This is a genomic window from Amycolatopsis sp. NBC_00345 (genome assembly GCF_036116635.1).
Lineage (GTDB): Bacteria > Actinomycetota > Actinomycetes > Mycobacteriales > Pseudonocardiaceae > Amycolatopsis.
In genome coordinates this window covers 5,781,113-5,800,019 of record NZ_CP107995.1, presented here as the reverse complement: position 1 = coordinate 5,800,019, position 18,907 = coordinate 5,781,113, and the positions used below count along the sequence as shown (strand labels likewise).

At 69.6% G+C, this 18,907-nt stretch carries 14 protein-coding genes; 7 read left to right on the top strand and 7 right to left on the bottom strand.

The genetic code is table 11. From position 1 onward, the window contains the following. Window positions 1–138 precede the first annotated feature (138 nt). Window positions 139–1,263, top strand: a complete 1,125-nt coding sequence (locus tag OG943_RS25865) for an HNH endonuclease signature motif containing protein (RefSeq protein WP_328603508.1) — start codon at window positions 139–141, stop codon at window positions 1,261–1,263. Window positions 1,264–1,374: 111 nt separating this feature from the next. Here OG943_RS25865 and OG943_RS25860 read toward each other — a convergent pair whose 3' ends face one another. Continuing rightward, entirely contained in the window at window positions 1,375–2,127 is a 753-nt protein-coding gene (locus OG943_RS25860; protein ID WP_328612149.1) for an IS5/IS1182 family transposase, read from the bottom strand. Between the two features lie 245 nt (window positions 2,128–2,372). Beyond that, the gene (locus tag OG943_RS25855; RefSeq protein ID WP_442874563.1) at window positions 2,373–3,290 is read right to left on the bottom strand and encodes an alpha/beta fold hydrolase; all 918 of its coding nucleotides are present in this window, start codon (window positions 3,288–3,290) and stop codon (window positions 2,373–2,375) included. Window positions 3,291–3,374: 84 nt separating this feature from the next. Between OG943_RS25855 and OG943_RS25850 the strand changes: the two genes are divergently transcribed. Together OG943_RS25850 and OG943_RS25845 are read left to right on the top strand one after the other, a co-directional pair. Continuing rightward, window positions 3,375–3,971 carry a TetR/AcrR family transcriptional regulator gene (locus OG943_RS25850; RefSeq protein ID WP_328603507.1) on the top strand — a complete coding sequence of 199 codons (597 nt, stop codon included), beginning with the start codon at window positions 3,375–3,377 and terminating at the stop codon, window positions 3,969–3,971. A 10-nt stretch (window positions 3,972–3,981) separates the two neighbouring features. After that, window positions 3,982–4,485 carry a GNAT family N-acetyltransferase gene (locus OG943_RS25845; RefSeq protein ID WP_328603506.1) on the top strand — a complete coding sequence of 168 codons (504 nt, stop codon included), beginning with the start codon at window positions 3,982–3,984 and terminating at the stop codon, window positions 4,483–4,485. Between the two features lie 12 nt (window positions 4,486–4,497). Here the strand turns inward: OG943_RS25845 and dnaE are convergent, their stop codons facing one another. After that, the gene (dnaE, locus tag OG943_RS25840; protein ID WP_442874809.1) at window positions 4,498–8,028 is read right to left on the bottom strand and encodes a DNA polymerase III subunit alpha; all 3,531 of its coding nucleotides are present in this window, start codon (window positions 8,026–8,028) and stop codon (window positions 4,498–4,500) included. 575 nt (window positions 8,029–8,603) lie between these two features. Here dnaE and OG943_RS25835 point away from each other — a divergent pair. Continuing rightward, a complete protein-coding gene (locus tag OG943_RS25835; RefSeq protein WP_328603504.1) occupies window positions 8,604–9,437 on the top strand; it encodes a hypothetical protein in 834 nt (277 codons plus the stop codon). Window positions 9,438–9,562: 125 nt separating this feature from the next. Beyond that, window positions 9,563–10,549: a hypothetical protein gene (locus OG943_RS25830; protein ID WP_328603503.1), complete on the top strand. Its 987-nt coding sequence runs from the start codon at window positions 9,563–9,565 to the stop codon at window positions 10,547–10,549. A 26-nt stretch (window positions 10,550–10,575) separates the two neighbouring features. On the opposite strand, the gene OG943_RS25825 is transcribed toward OG943_RS25830, so the two are convergent. After that, window positions 10,576–11,256: a DUF4232 domain-containing protein gene (locus tag OG943_RS25825; protein ID WP_328603502.1), complete on the bottom strand. Its 681-nt coding sequence runs from the start codon at window positions 11,254–11,256 to the stop codon at window positions 10,576–10,578. A 310-nt stretch (window positions 11,257–11,566) separates the two neighbouring features. Next, the gene (locus OG943_RS25820) at window positions 11,567–13,474 is read right to left on the bottom strand and encodes a S9 family peptidase (RefSeq protein WP_328603501.1); all 1,908 of its coding nucleotides are present in this window, start codon (window positions 13,472–13,474) and stop codon (window positions 11,567–11,569) included. A 264-nt stretch (window positions 13,475–13,738) separates the two neighbouring features. Here OG943_RS25820 and trpD point away from each other — a divergent pair, with 264 nt between their 5' ends. Further along, window positions 13,739–14,797 carry an anthranilate phosphoribosyltransferase gene (gene trpD / locus OG943_RS25815; protein WP_328603500.1) on the top strand — a complete coding sequence of 353 codons (1,059 nt, stop codon included), beginning with the start codon at window positions 13,739–13,741 and terminating at the stop codon, window positions 14,795–14,797. 26 nt (window positions 14,798–14,823) lie between these two features. Here the strand turns inward: trpD and OG943_RS25810 are convergent, their stop codons facing one another. After that, window positions 14,824–15,375: a hypothetical protein gene (locus tag OG943_RS25810; RefSeq protein WP_328603499.1), complete on the bottom strand. Its 552-nt coding sequence runs from the start codon at window positions 15,373–15,375 to the stop codon at window positions 14,824–14,826. Between the two features lie 52 nt (window positions 15,376–15,427). Further along, window positions 15,428–16,996, bottom strand: a complete 1,569-nt coding sequence (locus tag OG943_RS25805; protein ID WP_328603498.1) for a choice-of-anchor A family protein — start codon at window positions 16,994–16,996, stop codon at window positions 15,428–15,430. A gap of 452 nt (window positions 16,997–17,448) precedes the next feature. On the opposite strand from OG943_RS25805, the gene OG943_RS25800 reads away from it, so the two are divergent. After that, window positions 17,449–18,792 (top strand): extracellular solute-binding protein, encoded by a 1,344-nt coding sequence (locus tag OG943_RS25800; protein ID WP_328603497.1) that lies wholly within the window; start codon window positions 17,449–17,451, stop codon window positions 18,790–18,792. Window positions 18,793–18,907: the final 115 nt, after the last annotated feature.

Genomic DNA, 18,907 nt, shown 5'->3' with positions numbered 1-18,907 from the left:
AGTAGCCGATATGGAGATGTTTTGTTCACTCTATTTGGTGACGTTTTTGGTTGGTGGCGTCGGTAAAATTAAAGGGTGAGTTGTTTTAGAGATGCTGCTTCCGATGTTTTGTCTCGGATTCATGAACGGGCCATTCGAGTGGCGCAGCTGGAGGCCGAGCAGGCTGCTGATGTCGCGTTGTTCGCGGCGACAGGTGGTTCTGCCCGGTCCGTCGCGGCCGAGTTGGCGTTGGAGTTGTCGATGACAGAACGGCGCACCGGGGCCGATGTCGCGTTGGCGCAGGCACTGACAACCCGGCTCCCGGCAACGTTCGCGGCGTTCCAGCGTGGGGAGATCGATGGTTTCAAAGCGCGAATGATATTCGAGCCGACCATCGCCTTGTCCGATGAAATGGCTCGCCAGGTCGACGCTATTGTGGCGACCCGGTTGACGGGGAAGAATCCGTCGTCGTTACGGGCCGCCGTGAATCGGGTGGTGCAGAAGGTGGACGCCGAAGGATATGAGCGAAGATCCCGGGCGCGGCGGCGCGAGCGTAACGTCTGCTTGATTCATCAGGATGAGACGATGTCCACGTTGCTGTGCGATCTTCCCGTGGAACAAGCCTCGGCGATCTACACCACCCTCGACCACCAAGCACGGAAGCTCCGTCGCGGAGACGAAGCCCGGACGCTGGAGCAGCTGCGTGCGGACGTCCTGGTCGATCGGCTGCTGAACCGGGCGCCGGGCGAGAGCGGCATCAAGCCCGTTGTCTATGTCTATGTGGACCTTTTGACGCTGGCTGGATTGAACGAGGAGCCCGCCGAGTTGTCGGGTTGTGGCACGGTTCCGGCGTGGCTGGCGAGGGAGCTTGCGGCGGACTCGAATTCGGTGTGGCGGCGGATCATCACCGAGCCCGACACCGGGCAGGTGCTCAGTGTCGGCCGGACCCGCTACCGGCCACCAGCCGCCCTCGCCGACCTGGTGCAGGTGCGGGACCGGGTGTGCCAGCACCCGGGCTGTCGTCGTCCGTCGCAGTTCAGCGATATCGACCACACCCGGGACTTCGCACAGGGCGGCCAGACCGCCGAAGACAACCTTGGCCCGCGTTGTCGGCGACACCACCGCCTCAAAGACGAACCCGACTGGTCCTGCACCACGGCGCCTGGCGGTGAAGGCACGATCACCACACCGACCGGGCGGGTGTATGCGACAACGCCACCGCCACTGCACGAGAGCCGGGCGAGAGACACCGCAGGCGGGGCCGGGCGCGAGGCAGCCGCCTGACCCCGGCACATAGCGAGGAACCTCCAAAGCTGGGTCAGCGCCGCGAGATTCCGCTGTCCTTACCTGGTCGCTCCGCTCCGCCTCGGCCGTCGGTGCCACATTGAGGTTTTCTCAGTAGCGTCTGTGGTGTTCGTGGTGGGTGAGGACGAGTGCTGCTTGGACGATGGTGCCGATGTGTTCGGGGCAGAGGGTGATGCGGTGCAGGGCTTGCCGGCGGGTTTTGAGGAGCGCGGCGGCGCGTTCGCCGAGAGCGCGTAGCCGGGTGTGGAGCAGGTTGCTGGTCTGCTGGTCGGTGGCGAGGGGTGGTTGGCCGGTGGCTTTCTTGACCGGTGTCAGGATGCCGGTGGCGGAGAGGTCGTTGCGGGAGCCGGGCAGTACCGGGGAGGCCCAGAGTGGGAATCCGTCGGCGCCGGCCAGGAATTGGATGTTCCCGCCGAAGCTGCGGTGCTTACCCGAGTACCACAGATGCACCGTGGCCCCGCGGTTCTTCCCCTTGGTCTTGATGGTGGTGGCCGCGACGCGTGCGGCGGGGATGGGGGTGCCGTCGAGGATCACGTGGGTGTCGCCGGCGGCCCGGCGTTGCTGCAGGACCTGGTGCAGGTCCGGGGTGTGGGCATCCAAGGCGGTGATGGCTTCGTGCAGGTAGCGGTAGGCGGTGGCGATGCTGATGTGGTGATCGGCAGCGAGCCAGTGCACGGGGGTGGCGTCCCGGAACCAGCGCAGCACCAGCACTGCCTGCCGATACGGGGTCAACGCGCGCCGACCGCGGCGAGTGCCCCGGCGCCGGCGCTCGGCACCCAGCACGCCGGCGACGAACAGGGCCAGCTCGCGCGCCCCGTCAAGCGTGGCACCACAGGAAATCACGTGGGGCCCCTGGACTCTAGGATTCGATCTTCGCAGATCCAGTCCCACCAGCGGCCCCACGCCTCACCTCACGACAACACCCACCCCACCCAGCCCCACTGAGAAACCTCACTGTGGACATCGACATCCTTCCTCGCACCACCGACGGCATGCGCATCGCCGTCGATTCTTGGCGCGAGGGAGGCGCTGCACCGTGAATGAGGGGGCGCGCAAGACAGACAGGGCGAAACTCCGCCACGAATGTTTCAGCCGTGCGGCACGCCTGCTGCCGGTTTGCCACCGAGGAAGTCCGCCAGGATCTCGGCAAACCGCGCCGGCTGCTCCTCGGCCACGTAATGGCCGCAGTCGTCGAGGACCACCTCGGTGACGTCGTCGGCCGCCAGCCGCATCGTCTCGGCGGCCATCGCGCCGCTGTACTGCGCGCCGCCGACGGCGAGCACCGGCAGCGTCAGCCGGGTCTTCTTGCGCTGCTCGTTCTGCGCGATCGTCTCGTCCAGCGCCCGGTAGTACGCGAAGCTCGCCCGCAGCCCGCGAGGATCCGCGACGATCGCATCGACGTAGACATCGACGGCGTACGCGGGGATCGCGTCCGGGGTGGCTGCCTTCTTGGCGAACTGGTAGCCGAAGAAGAGCCGCTCCCGCCCCCGGACCAGCTCCTCGTTGAGGTCGGTCAGCCGGTTGAAGCCGAAGTGCCAGAACCGCTGGTTGACCGCGGCCGGGCTGAAGGCCGGCGGGGCCGGCGTGAGACCGGGGATGATGGCGTCGACGACGGCGAGCCGGCCCACCCGCCCGGGGTGATCGGCGGCGAGGGCGTATCCGGTCCACATGCCGATGTCGTGGCCGGCCACGTCGAACCGGTCGTGCCCGAGCGCGGCCATCAGCGCGACCAGATCGGCGGCCAGCGTGCCGGCGTCGTAACCGTCGTCGGGCTTGTCGGAGAGCCCGGCCCCGCGCGAGTCGACGGCGACGACGGTGTGCTCGCGGGCGAGCGCGGGCATCACTTCCCGCCAGGCGTACCAGGTCTGCGGCCACCCGCCGACCAGCAGCAGCGGCGGGCCGTCCCCGCCGGTGACCGCGTGCAGCCGCAGCCCGTTCAGCTCCACGAGCCGGCTGGTGAAGACGTCGGTGAACCCGTCGGGCAGCCGCAGCGAACTCAAGCCCATCATGGAACGATCAGTGCAACTTGTCATGCCGGGGACCCTACACATCTTGAAACGATCGGTGCAAGATGTGTAGGCTGACGAACCATGGCGGGCCGCAAGCAATTCGACGTGGACGAGGCGCTACGACGCGCGATGCACGTCTTCTGGCGCTGGGGCTATTCGGAGGCCTCGATCGACCGCCTGACCGAGGGCACGGGCCTGGGCCGGAGCTCGCTCTACAGCACCTTCGGCGACAAGAGCGCCCTCTTCCGGAAAAGCCTCCAGCGGTACGCGCGGACCTACCACCCGTTGTACGACCAGGCGCTGTCCGGCCCCCACCCGGGCCCGGGCGCCGTGGTGGCCGCCTACCTGCAGGTCACCCTGAACCGCATCGCCGACCCGGCGGTCCCGGACGGCTGCCTGCTCACGGTGTCGGCAACGCAGTTCCCGGCCCTCGACGCGGAGGGCCAGGCGATGGTCCGCGCCATGATCGACAGTTTGCGGGCGATGCTGGAGCAGGCGTTGCTGGCGGCGGGGGCCGATGGGCAGGAGGCGGCAGAGCTGGCGTTGTGCACGCTGGCAACGAACAAATCCCTGGCGGTGCTGAGTCGCGCCGGCTTCTCGAGCGACGACCTGGCCACCGTCGCCGCAGCCGCCGCCCGCCTGCCACTCAGCCCGAGCCGGGGTGCTGCGCCAGCCTAGGATCGCCGTCGTGGAGACGACAGAGGTGAAGGTTCGGCCGGCGAGCGCGGCGGATGTCGCTGCCCTGGTGGAGTTGCGCGTCGCCAACGCCGAGGCGCACGTGGCTCTCGACCCGGGCACCTACCGCGTCCCGTCGCGGGACGTGGTGGCCCGGCACTTCGCGGCCGTGCTGGCCGACGGCACGGGACAGGACGCGGTTTTCGTCGCCGAGACCCCCGGCGGCCGGGTCGTCGGCATGGTCGAGGTGCTGCGCCACCCCGGGCCGCCGGAGCACCAGATCCTGCGGCCGGAGCCGTCCGCGGACGTCCACACGGTTGTGCTGGGCGACGTCCGCGGCGGGGGAGCCGGCACGGCGCTCCTGGAGGCGGCGCAACGGTGGGCCACCGAGCAGGGGATCCGGTACCTGTCAGCCGGAATCCACCACCGCAACGCCGGCGCGGTGCGCTTCTACCACCGCGCCGGCTTCACGGACGCCGGTCTCCGTTTGGTCAGACGACTGGGCAGTGCCTCGTAAAGGCGAGGCCGGTTACGCGCCGATCGAGATGCCGCGGATGCCCTTCAGCTCACCGGCCAGCGACGCGGTCGCGTTCACCGAGTAGTTGTCGAGCACGAAGACGGTTTCCCGGCTTCCGGCGAGCACGAGGTGCACGGGGGTGTCGCCGCGGTGGGCCGTGAGGGTGCCGCGTAGCTCGGCGACGACGTCGCGGTCGATCTTCACGGCGTCCGCGCGGATGACAAACGGGGGCGGCCCGTCCGAGGGATTGCGTTCGGCGTCGCTGATGTCGAGCGTGATGACGTTGCCGCCGAAGACGGACATCTTGTCGTCGCGCCAGTTGACCCGGCCCTTGATCGCGACGGCGGAGTCCTGGACGAGCTCGGCCTGCCACATCGAGTAGGACTTGGCGAAGAACAGGACTTCCATGGACGCGTCGAGGTCTTCGACCGCGACGATCGCCCAGGGCTCGCCCTTCTTGTTGACCCGGCGGTCGACGACGGAGATCATGCCGGACAGCACGACTTCGCCTTCCTTGGGCGCGTCGTCGATCAGCGCCGCGATCGGCTTCGGCGCGTGCTGGCGCAGGATGCGCTCCGCGCCGTCGAGCGGGTGGGCCGAGACGTACAGGCCGAGCATGTCCCGCTCGTAGGCGAGCAGCTGCTTGCGCGGGTACTCCTCGTCCTCGAACTTCAGGTGGGCCAGCGGTGACGAGGACGCGGCCACCTCGGCGTCGCCGTCCTCTTCGCCGCCGAAGCCGAACAGGTCGAACTGGCCCATGGCTTCCTGGCGCTTGAGCGGCACCACCGCTTCGACGGCGTCCTCGTGCACCTTGACCATCGAGAGCCGGGTCGTGTCGAAGGAGTCGAACCCGCCGGCCTTGATCAGCGATTCCAGCACCCGCTTGTTGCAGGCGACCAGTTCCGACTTGTCGAGGAAGTCGCTGAACGAGGTGTACTCGCCCTTGGCCTTGCGGGTCTTGACGATGGAGTCGACGACGTTGGCGCCGACGTTGCGGACCGCGCCCAGGCCGAAGCGGATGTCGGAGCCGATCGCGCGGAACTGCAGGTTCGACTGGTTCACGCACGGCGGCAGGACCTTGATGCCCATCCGGCGGCACTCCGCGAGGTAGATCGCGGACTTGTCCTTGTTGTCGCCGTTGGAGGTCAGCTGGGCCGCCATGAACTCGGCCGGGTAGTTGGCCTTGAGGTAGGCGGTCCAGTACGACACCAGCCCGTAACCGGCGGTGTGGGACTTGTTGAACGCGTACCCGGCGAACGGGAGCATGACGTCCCAGAGCGTCTGGCACGCCTGTTCGGAGAAGCCCTTGCCGAGCATGCCGGCGCGGAACTGCTCGAACTCCTTCTCGATGATCTCTTTCTTCTTCTTACCCATCGCGCGGCGGAGCAGGTCGGCGCCGCCGAGGCTGTAGCCGGCGAGCTGCTGCGCGATGGCCATGACCTGCTCTTGGTAGACCAGCAGGTGGTAGGTCTCGCCGAGGATCGGCTCGAGCGCGTCCTTCAGGTCGGGGTGGATCGGGGTGATCCGCTGCCGTCCGTTCGAGCGCTCGGCGTAGTCGGTGTGCGCGTTCGCGGCCATCGGACCCGGCCGGTAGAGCGCGAGGACCGCGGCGATGTCACCGAAGTGGGTGGGCGCCATCGCGCGCAGCAGGCTCCGCATGGCCGCGCCGTCCAGCTGGAACACGCCGAGGGTGTCACCCCTGGCCAGCAGCTCGTACGTCTTCTTGTCGTCGAGCTCGAGGGTGGCGAGGTCGATGTCCCGGCCGTGGTTCTCCTTCACCGCGCGGACGGTGTCCTCGATGATGGTCAGCGTCGACAGACCCAGGAAGTCCATCTTCAGCAGCCCCATGTCTTCACACGAGGGGTAGTCGAAGCCGGTGATGGTGGAGCCGTCGTCGCGCCGCCACAGCGGGATCACGTCCAGCAGCGGCTCGGACGAGAGGATGACCGCGCAGGCGTGCACGCCGGCGTTGCGGATCAGCCCTTCGAGGCCCCGGGCGGTGCCCATGATCTGGGAGACCTCGGGGTCGGTGTCGGTCAGGGTGCGGACTTCGGTCGCTTCCTTGTACCGCTCGTGCTGGGGGTCGAAGATGCCCGAGAGCGGGATGTCCTGCGCCGCGATGGGCGGGGGCAGAGCCTTGGTGATCCGGTCGGCGATGGAGAAGCCGGGCTGCCCGAAGTGCACCCGCGCCGAGTCCTTGATCGCGGCCTTGGTCTTGATCGTGCCGAAGGTGATGACCTGGGCGACGTTCTCCGCGCCCCACTTTTCGATCGTGTACTGCAGGACCTCGCCGCGGCGGCGGTCGTCGAAGTCGAGGTCGATGTCGGGCGGGCTGACGCGCTCGGGGTTGAGGAACCGTTCGAACAGCAGGCTGTGCTCGATCGGGTCGAGGTCGGTGATGTGCAGGATGAAGGCGACCAGCGAACCGGTGGCCGAGCCACGGCCGGGGCCGACCCGGATCTTCTCGTTCTTCGCCCACCGCACCAGGTCGCCGACCACGAGGAAGTAGGCCGAGAAGCCCATCTTCGCCATGATGCCCAGCTCACGGTCGATCCGGTCCTTGTACTCCTGGTTCAGGCCGCCCGGGAACCGGCTCGGGACGAACTTGTCGACCTCTTCGCGCAGCAGGTCGTCCTCGGTCTTGCCCTCGGGCACCGGGAACCGCGGCATCCGGTCCTTGAAGTCGAACACGTCGGCGTAGGACTCGACCCGCTCGGCGATCAGCAGGGTGTTGTCCGCGGCGCCCGGGACCTCCTTGTCCCAGTACTCCCGCATCGCGTCGGCCGACTTGAGGTAATAGCCGTCGCCGTCGAACTTGAACCGGGTCGGGTCGTTGAGGGTCTTGCCCGCCTGCACGCACAGCAGCGCCGAGTGCGCTTCGGCCTGGTCCTGGGTGACGTAGTGCGAGTCGTTGGTCGCCACCGGCTTCAGGTCGAGCAGCCGGCCGATCTCGAGCAGGCCCTCGCGCACCGACCGCTCGATCGGCAGGCCGTGGTCCATCAGCTCGAGGAAGAAGTTGTCCGCGCCGAAGAGGTCCTTGTAGTCCGATGCCGCCTGGATCGCCTGCTCACGCTGGCCCAGCCGCAGCCGCGTCTGCACTTCGCCGGACGGGCAGCCGGTGGTGGCCATGATGCCTTCGTGGTGCTCGACCAGCAGGTCGCGGTCCATGCGCGGCTTGCGGTAGTAGCCCTCGAACGACGCCAGCGAGGACATCCGGAGCAGGTTCCGCAGGCCGTCGGAGTTGCGCGCCCACATCGTCATGTGCGTGTACGAGCCCGCGCCGGAGACGTCGCCGCCCTCACCGAACTCGTCCGACCCGCGCTGGTTGCGCTGCCCCCAGAACACCGGCTTCTTGTGGAACCGGCTCTCCGGCGCCACGTAGGCCTCGACCCCGATGATCGGCTTGACCGGGCTCTTCTTCGCGACCCGGTAGAACTCGGCGGCCGCGGACATCGTCCCGTGGTCGGTCATCGCGATCGCCGGCATCTCCAGCCGCTCGGCCTCGGCGAGCAGGGGCTTGACCTTGGCCGCGCCGTCCAGCATGGAGTATTCGGTGTGCACATGCAGGTGGACGAACGAATCGGACACGGTTGACTACTCCCTGAGATCGCGGCGCCGGTACTGCGGATCCCTACGTTAGTGACTCGTGGGCGGGCGTCTCCACACCACGCTGGTTGTCACCCAAAGTTACCCGGCACTGCTCTGGGTAGTGCTTTTGTGGTGACTCCGGACGCGGGTGACGCGGTCTTCGAAGTCTGGCGACCAGGTCTCCCAAGTCCCGGTTCCCGCCGGGCGGGGGTCCGATCACCTGGCTGCCCGTCCACTCGTTCCGGCGCTCGATCCGTGCCGGGTCCCGTTACGGGGTGATGGTGGTCTTGTCTGGCCAAAACGTCATGGAATCCCTTGCTGGAGAACAGAAATCCAAGGCCGGATGGCAGCCCGGCGTGCTTCGCCGCTCGGCGGCGCGGCCTGGGTCGCCGGGTTGGCGCGTTGACACGGCCGGCTGCTCGGCCCTACCGTCGTAGCGTAAGACATCGGATGTTCCGGTCGCCGGGCCGGTTCCGCCCGCCGCCCGATGTGTACCCCCTGCGCACCGCAGCCAGGAAGGACACACCGACATGTCGGACTCCCCGTTTTCCCGCGCGTTCCCCCGCCGGACCGCGCTCCGCTCACTGGCCGTCGCCGCGGTCGCCGTGCCCGCCGTGCTCGGGCAGCCGGCCGGCGCGGCCACGGCACCTCGCCCGCCGAAGGCGGCCGCGCTGTGGCATCCGGTGCCGGCCACCGACGGCCTGAAGGCCTTCGAGGGCGTCGAGGCCGACCGGGGCCACCTCCACCCGAACCGCAAGTACGTCTACGCCGAGGGTGACCATTACCGGTTCGCCATCTGGCGCGACGACCGGGACACCACCGGCGGCGGCGACCGGCAGCGCACCGAGGTCAAGGGCATGGTGCAGGACGGCACCGCGCTCAAGATGCACGACGGCGAGACCTGGACCATCGCCTACGACATGTACCTGCCGTCCACCCTGCACGGCACGAGCAAGTTCACGCACATCTTCCAGACCAAAACGCCCTCGACCAACGCGGGGCCGTGGGTGACGCTGGACCTGACCCGGAGCGGCGGCAAGGAACTCATCTCGGCGCGGGCCTACGCCAACTCCGGCTCGCCCAGCATCGCGTCGGCCGAGCTGGCCCCGTTGCGGGACAAGTGGGTCAGCGTGCAGTGGACGCTGACGATCGGCGCCAAGGGCACCGCGGCCTTCCTCATCCGCGACGGCGCCGGTAGCACCGCCCCGATCGCCGCGCAGGGCAGCATGACCGAGGTGAACATCCCCGACCAGGGCGACTACGTGCGTCCCAAGTGGGGCATCTACCGGTCGGTGCAGAGCGCGTCCTCGGACATCGTCGACACCTACCTGCTGTTCCGGAACTACACGGCGAGCCGCAAGTAGCCCGCCCGGCCGCGGCGAGCCTGACGGATGCCGTGGTCCGGCAATGACATCCGTCACCCCGGCCGTCCCTCGCGGCTACCGATACTCAGGCCATGAAACCATTACGCAGCTTGACAATGGTAGCGGTGGCCGTGGTCACGGCCGGGGTGCTCGTGGTGGCACCCGGGGCCGCGAGCGCGGCGCCGCGGACGGTGCCGCCGCTGACCTTCGGCATCTATCCCGGCGGTTACGCGGGCGGGGGCTCCACCACCGGCAAGCCCGACGACCCGGCGAAGATCGGCGCGGCACTGTCCACAGTGCAGTCCGGGCACTCGCCGTTCCTGCTGCGCGACTACGTCGGCTGCGGCAGCCCGTTCCCCGACGCCGAGATGCCGCTGCTCACCCCGGGACGGCGGCTCGACCTGGTGATCAGCTACGCGGGTGAGAGCCTGCCGGACTGGCTGGCGTGCGTGCGGCAGGACGTCCAGCGTTACGGCCCGGTCACCGACACGATTTCGGTGACGCTGGAACAGAACGTGCTGCCGCAGCCCAACGGGGACGCCGCGCTGGTGCAGGGTGTGATCGCCGCCAAGCAGGCGGCCGTGCGGGAGCGGTTCGACCGGCTGCGGATCGGGTTCGACGAGGTCGCCTTCACCCAGCCGTTCACCGCGTTCTGGCAGGACCTGGCCAAGCTCGGGGGCGCGGAGTTCGCCGGCTCGGTCGGGTTCGTCGGGGTCGACCTCTACCCGGGCTCCGGGCTGCCCGGCGTCCCGGACGTCCCGGACCTGGCCGGGTTCATCGACCAGACCCTGCGGGTGGTGCGCACCGAGGAGATGCCGATCGCCGGCCTCGGCGCGGACGTGCCGATCCGGGTTTCGGAGAGCGGCTGGTCCACCGACACCGCCGAGCGCGGCCCGGCCCGCCAGGCGCAGGCGCTGACCACCGAAATCCTGGCCGTGGACCGGGATCGGACGGTCGACAACGTGGTCAGCTACGAAATGTTCGACCTGCGGGACGACGTCACCGGGTCCGCCAGCGCGTTCGACAACTTCGGCCTGATGACCGACGACTACCGGCCGAAGCCGATGTTCTGGATCTACAGTGGACTGATCGCGACGCTGGGCCGGCACTGACCCGGAGCTGGTTTCGTGCGCCTGGCTCAGGAGCCGCCGAGGACGGGGGAGATGCTGGCGGCGACGGCGCCGTCCGCCGCGTCCTGGTAGAACGGCGTGCCGGCCGTCCACGGGACGGAGATGTGGGTGGTCTCGTCCGGCGGAGTCACCGACAGGTGGGTCGGTGTCCACAGCTGAGCGGCGCCGGGCTGGGAGCCGCTCGGGTCGATGTACCGGATCGTGGTGTGCGCGGTCCCGCCCGCCGCGAGCTTGACCGTGTCCGGGGTGAGGGCCGCGCGGGGCAGCGAGTACGTCGGGCGGCCGGCCGCTCCCTGGTCCGGGCCGGCCACGTCGACCCCGCCGAAGCCCTGCATGGTGCACGCCTGGCCGGATTTGTTGGTCCACACGAGGTTGACCGAGTAGTGCGTGCCGGCGGCGCCGAGCTGACCCTGCTCGTCCGTGGGCACCTCCTGCTTCGGGCCCAAGGCGGCCTTCAGGTCGGCGGCCCGGCACGCGCCGCTCTTGTGGGGCGCGTTCGCGGTGGCCGGCTGGCCCCCGCCGGCTGCTCCGGCCGGGTCCTGGCTGGTCTCCGGGGCCGCAGCGGGCGTGGAGCCGGCAGAGCTGCCCGACGCCGTCTGGCTGCCTCCCCCGCAAGCGGCCACCGCCGCCACGGCGAGCGCCCCCGTCGCGAGCAGAATCGCCCGCCCGCCTGCCTGTCGCAGCTTCACCACTGTCGTCCCTTCTTCGTGATCTTTTCCCCGTCAAACTACTCACTGGACCAGACGCCCGATCGCCCGAGGGGTTGCCGATCCGGACGTCGGCTGCCCGTTCGTACACCGGCAGGGATGGGGGTTGGCGCCGGGCCCGCCCCCTACGCGGGCCCGGCGCCTCATCCCCGCACCCGCCCGCGCGACGACGACGCGACCGGGTACGCCGGTGGAACCTCCGCCGCGTGGACGTATGACGTGCGCGCTGAGCACGAACCCCCGCGCGGGGGATGCGGCCAGGCCCCGCGACGCGCCTTTCCGCAGGTCGGCGTCAGGGCTGGAGCCAGCGGTCGAACCAGGCGCGGGTACGGCGCAGCACGTCGAGCTGGTGGTTACGCTCCCGGATGGAGTGGTTCTCCCTCGGGTAGATCACGTACTCGTGCTCGGCGCCGAAGTGGCGAAGGGCGCGGTGGAGGTATTCGGCCTGGCTGATGGGCACATTGGTGTCCTCGGCGCCGTGCAGGATGAGCACCGGGGTGCGGATGCGGGCGGCGAAGGAGATCGGGCTGACGGCGTCGTGCGGGTGCGGGCCGGTGCCGGACCAGCCGCTGCTGCCGCCGAGCGCGGCCTCGAACTGGCCGTACTCGCCGGTCGCGACGAGCATGCCCCAGTCGGCGATACCGGCTCCCACCAGCGCGGCGCGGAACCGGCCGGTCTGCCCGACGGCCCAGGCCGCCATGAACCCGCCGTGGCTCCAGCCGGCGATGCCCAGCCGGTCCGGGTCGGCGACGCCCTCGGCGATGAGCAGGTCGATGCCGCTCTCGACGTCCGTCCACTCCTCCTGGCCGACCCGGCCGGCCACGCCGGCCGCGAACTCGTGGCCATGGCCCTCGCCGCCGCGCGGGTTGGGCAGGAACACCGCGTAACCGGCGGTGGCCAGCCATTGCGCGCTGAGAGCCCAGGACAGCTGGCAATTGTCGGTGTAACGGCCGTACGGGCCGCCGTGCGGGACGGTGACCAGTGGAAACGGGCCGTCGGACGCGGTTTTCCCGGCGGGCAGGACGAGCAGGCCGTCCAGGTCAAGGCCGTCGGCGGCGCGGTACGACAATGGTTGCTGGGTGCCGAAGGTGACGTCGTGCAGTTCCGGGCGGGTGTCGGTGAGCCGGCGCAGCGGACCTGCCGGCGGTCCTATGTGGACGTTCGCGGGCTGGTAGCGGGTACCGGCGAGGACCGCGATCCGGTCGCCGGCCGGGGTGGCGGTGAGGCCGTCGAGGCGGCCGGGGTGCCGGGCCAGCGCGACCGGGCCGTCGGGATCGAGCCGGGCCAGGGTGGTGTCGAGCCCGTCGGCGAACAGGACCAAGGGGGCCGCGTCGGTCTGGTGCAGTTCGGCCGGGCACATCGGCAGGCCGGCGGTGCGGTTACGGCGGACGCGGGTGTCCAGGGCCAGGTCGAAGACCGCGGTGCCGGCCTGGAGCACCGGCGGGGTGAGGGCGACGTAGCCGAGATGCCAGCCGTCATCGGCCAGCCACCAGGCCAGCGAACCGGCTGTCGCCTCGACCGGCCCGAGGTCCTCGCCCGCGCCGGTGACCGGGTCGAACAGGTGCAGTTCGACGGTGCGCGGGCCGTAGTCGTTGTCAGCGCCGGACTGGGTGAGCACGGCGAGCGGGCCGCCGTCCGGGCGTTGCCGCAGCTCGACGACGTGCCGATCGGCGAACACCTCGGGAGTCGTCACCTGGCCGGTGCGCAGGTCGAGCAGGCGTAACCGGGCGCGGGCTTCTCGCTCGCCGACAACGATGGCGTCGTCCCGGTCCTGGGCGCGGCGCGCGTCCTCCTCGGTGGGTTCGGGCTCCGCGAGCAGCGCGATCAGGTTGGGGTCGGTGAGGGGGAGGTGGCCGGTGAGGCCGGCGCGCCAGCCGGTCAGCGTGGTCACCGTGCCGTCGGCGACGGTGAACCGGTGCAACTGCGGGGTGCCGCGCTGGGCCTGGTCGGAGAGGAAGAACACCGCGGCCGAGTCCGGGGACCAGCGTGGCTGGGATTCCGTCGCGGTGCCGGTGGTCAGCCGGCGTGGTGCGGCGGCCGTGCCGACGTCGGTTTCGGCGAGCCACAGCTCGGTGTCGAGGTGGTCGCCGGTCCGGCTGGTGGGGGTCAGGACGTAGCAAAGGCGGCGCCCGTCCGGGGCGAGCGCCGGGGCCTGCGGGGCATGGGCATCGACCACGAGTTCGCCGGTCAGACTTGTCATGCGGCCAGTCTGCCGAAACCGGCCGCGTGGCGACGGGGGATTCGTCAAGCGGCTAAGGAAAACGTGGTCACCGGCTCGCCGGATCCGGCGAGCGCCATTGTGTCCATTGTGGATGATCGGGGTGACTCCGAGCGGGCACTGTTCTGCGGTGCCGGCGGCCGCGCACCCAGGCCGGTGACGGGGCCGCCACTCGTTATGCTCGGGCGTCCGAAGCAGACACGCCCGGCCCGGCCTGCGATCCGGGGCCGCATCGAGGGGACCGCCGTGACCGCACCCGTCCGCACCTGGCCCCAGCTTCTCGCCACGCTCCTGCGCGGTGAGGACCTGACCGCGGACGACACCCGGTGGGCCATGGGCGAGGTCATGAACGACGCCCACGAGCCGGTCGCCTTCGCGGGGCTGCTGGTCGCGCTGCGCGCCAAGGGGGAGACCGCCGCGGAGATCAGCGGCCTGCTCGATGCCCTGATGGCGCGGGTGGTGCCGTTGCCGGTCGACGGGTCCGGCGTCGTCGACATCGTCGGCACCGGTGGCGATGGCGCGCATACGGTGAACATCTCCACCATGGCCGCGATCGTCACGGCCGCCGCCGGTGCTCCGGTGGTGAAGCACGGCGGACGCTCGGTCTCGTCCAAGAGCGGCTCCGCCGATGTCCTGGAAGCCCTCGGCCTGCCGCTGACGCTGAGCGCCGGGCAGGTCGCCCGGTGCGTCACCGACCTCGGGATCGGCTTCACCTTCGCCCCGGCCTTCCACCTGGGCCTCAGACACGCGGCCCCGGTCCGGCGCATCCTCGGCGTGCCCACCGCGATCAACTACCTCGCGCCGCTGACCAACCCCGCCCGCCCCGGTGCCGCGCTGGTCGGCTGCTCCAACGTCCAGCTCGCCCCCGTCCTGGCCGCCGTGCTGGCCGAACGTGGCGCGAGCGCGCTGGTGGTGCACGGCCACGACGGCCTGGACGAGATCACCACCGCCGCGCCCACCGATGTGTGGATGACCTCTGCCGACGGTGACGTGCGCAGGACCACGTTCGACACCGTCCGCTTCGGCCTGGCCCGCCCACAGCCGGACGGGCTGCGTGGCGGCGACGCCGCGTACAACGCGAAGGCCGTCCACACCGTGCTCAGCGGCGCGCCCGGAGCCGCGCGCGACGCCGTCCTCGCGAACGCCGCCGGCGGCCTGGCCGCCCACAGCGGGATCGGCGGGGGTGTGACGTCCTTCGAGGACGCCTTCGCCGACGGCCTGGACCGGGCGCGTGCCGCCGTGGACAGCGGTGCCGCCGCCGGGCTGCTCGACCGTTGGATCAAGCTCGCCTCGTCGTTGGCCTGACCACCAGCCCTGACCCGGCCTGGTGGTCAGACGTCCTTCCACGGCTTGGCGTACTTCTTGCGGTACTTGTCGTCGGTTTCGCTGTCGATCAGCTCTTGGGCCGCGGTGCGTATCCCGTCGTCCGGGGTGACGTCGTAGACGTTGCGCATGCTCTGGAGAATGTCGTAGCGAATCAACGACCAATTCTTCTCCGTCCGACATTCGGTGAAGCGCAGGACTACGCCTTCGCGCCAGATTTTCTGCTGGGGCGGACCGGCGACGCCGACCTTCCACAGTGACTGGAGACAGTGACGAGCTGTCACGAATCGCTCGTCTCGGGTCACGTTCAGTAGTGCCGGGAAGTCGGAGGTAATGCGCACTTCCGGGTCGCTCTTCGCCAGATTGCACAGCAGCTGGGCAGCGATCGCGCGGACGTGATTGTCCTTGTGCCGCAAGTCGGTGACGACCTCGTCCCAGACGTCGTACGCCCACTCGACGGAGCTGTCCGTGGCCGCGATGACGGCCTCGTACGCGCGGTTCTGGGCCGCTTTGTCCGGCCCGTGAATGTCATCCAGATTCTGGCGAATCGTCGGGTTCATCAGGCCATTACAGCAGTCCCTCAGCGGATTGGGGGGCTGCCGCCTGGGCGAATCAGGATTCGCGGCGTTTACGCCGGATTGTCAACGCCACCAGTGCGCCGCCGAGGGTGAGCAGGAAAGCCCCGACGGTCAGCGTGCCGCGGAGGTCGGATCCGGTCGAGGCCAGCGGTTTGTCGCCGGAGGGGCCGCCGCCCGGACCGGTTCCGGGGCCCACCGGGTGGTCCGGTGTGGTGCCGGTGGTCACGCCTGGGCCGGGGGTGGTGGTGCTGGATGTGGTGCTTGGTGCCGTGGACGTGGGGTTCGTGGTCGGCGTCGCGCTGGACGTGGTGCTTGATGTCGCGGACGAGGTGCTGGTGGTCGGCGTCGTGCTGGTCGTGCTCGTGCTGGATGTGGTGCTGGACGTCGGAGTGGACGACGTGGTGCTTGTCGTCGGGGTCGTGCTGGTGGTGGTGCTCGTGCTGCTCGTCGGAGTCGTCGAGCTGGTCGGTGTCGTGCTCGTGGTGGGGCTGCTCGTCGTGCTGCTGGAGGTCGTGCTGCTTGAGGTCGAGGTCGTGGGAGTCGTGGTCGGCGCCGTGGTGCAGTCGGGCAGGTCGCCGTCGAACGGGTAGGCGTGGAGTTCCTGCCCGCCGCCGCCGGTGGCCTCCGAGGTGTGCAGCAGGGAGCCGGTGGTGAAGAAGCGGCCGTTCATCCCGGACGCGGTGATCGTCGAGAGGCTGCCCGGGTTGCCGACCAGCACGCTGCCCTGGAACTGCGCGCCCCCGGCGATCCGCACGCTGGTGGCGTCCGGGAAGTTCCACAGGAGCTGTTCCCGCAGTGTGTTCAGCTGGTCCTGGTCGCCGGGGTCGCCGCTGTAGGTGTTGATCGTGCGGGCGGCACCGGTCAGGTTGACCAGCACGGTCGCCCCGGCCGGGATGTCCTGGAATTCGATGCCCTGCATTCCGCCGCCGGCCCCGGTCAGGTCGAAGTCCACAGTGAACACCTGCAGCGGGGACTTCCCGTCGCCGGTGAACAGCGTCCGGTACCCCTCGTTGCGGGCCGTGCCCGTGGCGGGCCGCGGGCCGGAGTCCGGGTGCGCGTAGCAGTTACTGGCCTGGCTCAGCTGGGCGCGCAGGTCGCGGTAGGGCTTGGCCGCGTCCGGGTCGGCCACCGTCGTGCCGTTGACGGTCCCGGTCAGGGTTCCCGCGTGCCGGACGACCCCGTCTTCGGCGAGCAGCCGCTGCCCCGGGGCGATGGTCACGTTGCCGCCGGTGGTCAGGAAATCCGACCCGTCGGGCGGCGGCACCCGCGAACCGGCGCCCACGATGCCGATGTTGTACACAGAGGACACACCAGGTCGCTTCGCCATCCCGAAATCGCCGAGTGCCACCAGTTTTCCTTCGGCTTCCGCGGCCGCGCCACCCACCCGGAAGTCACCGCCGACGAAAACGTTGATGCCTTCGTCCCGGCCGGCGAACGAGCCATTGTTCACTGGTGGATAAGGATGGGGACACGCGCTTCCCAGGCACGGGCCGAGCCCGCCCGGCAACGGCGCGGCGGCCGCGCCGGGAGAGGCCACAATGGCCACCACGCACACGGCGGCGGCGACACTGGCTGAGATCGAGGCGAACCGCCTTGCGCGCATGAGTCCGATTCTTGCCTCATTCAGCCCATCGGGCGCAACTGTACGGCCGGAATACCCCCGACTGGGCGAGGAAATCGGTTCACCCTTATTCACCGGTGATCGCCCGCGCATTTTCAGGGGACGGCGTTCACCCCGTCCGGGGCACGGTTCCGGCAAGGCGTCGCGAATGAGCGGCTTCCTGCCGCGGGCCGTCACCCGGGCGGAGTGGAGGAACCGGTTCCGGGTCCGGCCGGCCGGCCGGCCGCGGCGAGAGTGCCCGGCCGAACCGTGCCGTTCGCGTCAGCTCGTGACGGCTACTTGCCCCAATGCGCCGTTCAGCTCGCCTGATCGGGTTAGGTCGGGTAGCTTCCGTCGTTCACACGTACCGATGGTGACGACGCCGCCACCCTTTCCAGTGATTCCGCGATCGCTGGAGATCGGGGCCGCGCCCATGAGGTGGGAGGAACGGCTGGATGGTCGAGAGTGTGCGTCGTGGCAGGGTTCTCCTCATTCTTTCGTCGGCCGTGGTGCTCTTGGGCGCTCAGGCCTGCGGGACGCAGCAGCAGGACGAGACCATCAACGTGCTGATGGTCAACAATCCGCAGATGGTCGAGCTTCAGCAGCTCACCGCGAACGTCTTCACCCGGGACACCGGCATCAAGGTCAATTTCACCCTGCGGCCGGAGAACCAGCTGCGCGACGAGGTGACGAAAGAGTTCACCGCCCAGGCCGGCCGGTACGACATCGCCTCGATCAGCAACTTCGAGGCGCCGTTGTTCGCCCGGCAGAACCTGCTTTCGCCGCTGTCGGACTACGCCGCCGACGACGCGGATTTCGACCAGGATGACATCATCGATTCCATCCGGTCTTCGCTCACCGGGGACGACGGCAAGGTCTACGCCGAGCCGTTCTACGGCGAGTCGTCGTTCCTGATGTACCGGCTGGACGTGCTGAACCAGCTCGGGATCAAGCTGCCGGCCACCCCGACCTGGCAGCAGGTCGCCGACGCGGCGGCCGCGGCCGACCAGCCGGACAAGGGCATGCGGGGCATCTGCCTGCGCGGCCAGCCGGGCTGGGGCGAGATGATCGCGCCGATGACCACGGTGGTGAACACCTTCGGCGGCGCCTGGTTCAGCCAGGACTGGCGGGCGACCGTCGACTCGCCCGAATTCAGCGCCGCCGCGAAGTTCTACATCAACCTGGCGCACGACCACGGGGAGGACAACGCCGCCAACTCCGGTTACGCGGAATGCCTCGACGCGATGCTGCAGGGAAAGGTCGCGATGTGGTACGACTCGACCGCGGGCGCCACCCAGCTCGAAGCCCCGAACAGCCTGGTCCGGGGCAAGGTCGGCTACCTCTCCGCGCCGGTGACGAACACCAGCTCCTCGGGCTGGCTCTACGCGTGGGCGTGGGGCATGGAGCGGGCGAGCAAACACCAGGACGCGGCCTGGAAGTTCATCTCCTGGGCCTCGGGCAAGAAGTACGAGCAGCTGGCCGCCCAGCTGCTGGGCGGGGCGAAGGTGCCGGCGGGCAAGCGCAAGTCGACCTACGCCGACCCGCAGTACCTGGCGGATTCGGGGGCGTTCGCGAGCCCGACCGAACTCGCCATCGAATCGGTCAATCCGCTGAAACCGGGGGTCCAGCCCCGGCCGACGCCGGGGATCCAGTTCGTCGACGTGCCGGAGTTCCAGGACCTCGGCAACAAGACCTCGCAGTTGTTCAGCTCCGCGATCGCCGGTGACCTTTCGGCCAAGGAAGCACTGCAGCGCTCCCAGGAACTCGCCGAACAGGTCGCCGCCAAATACCGCCGGTGATCCCGCGCGCCGGCGGTGGGCAGCCACCGCCGGCGCGCGGGGCGTCCGTTCGGGCACGACCGGATGCCCGGAAGTCCTTCCGGCCCACGGTAGGGCCGATCGTCGGTTGACACGG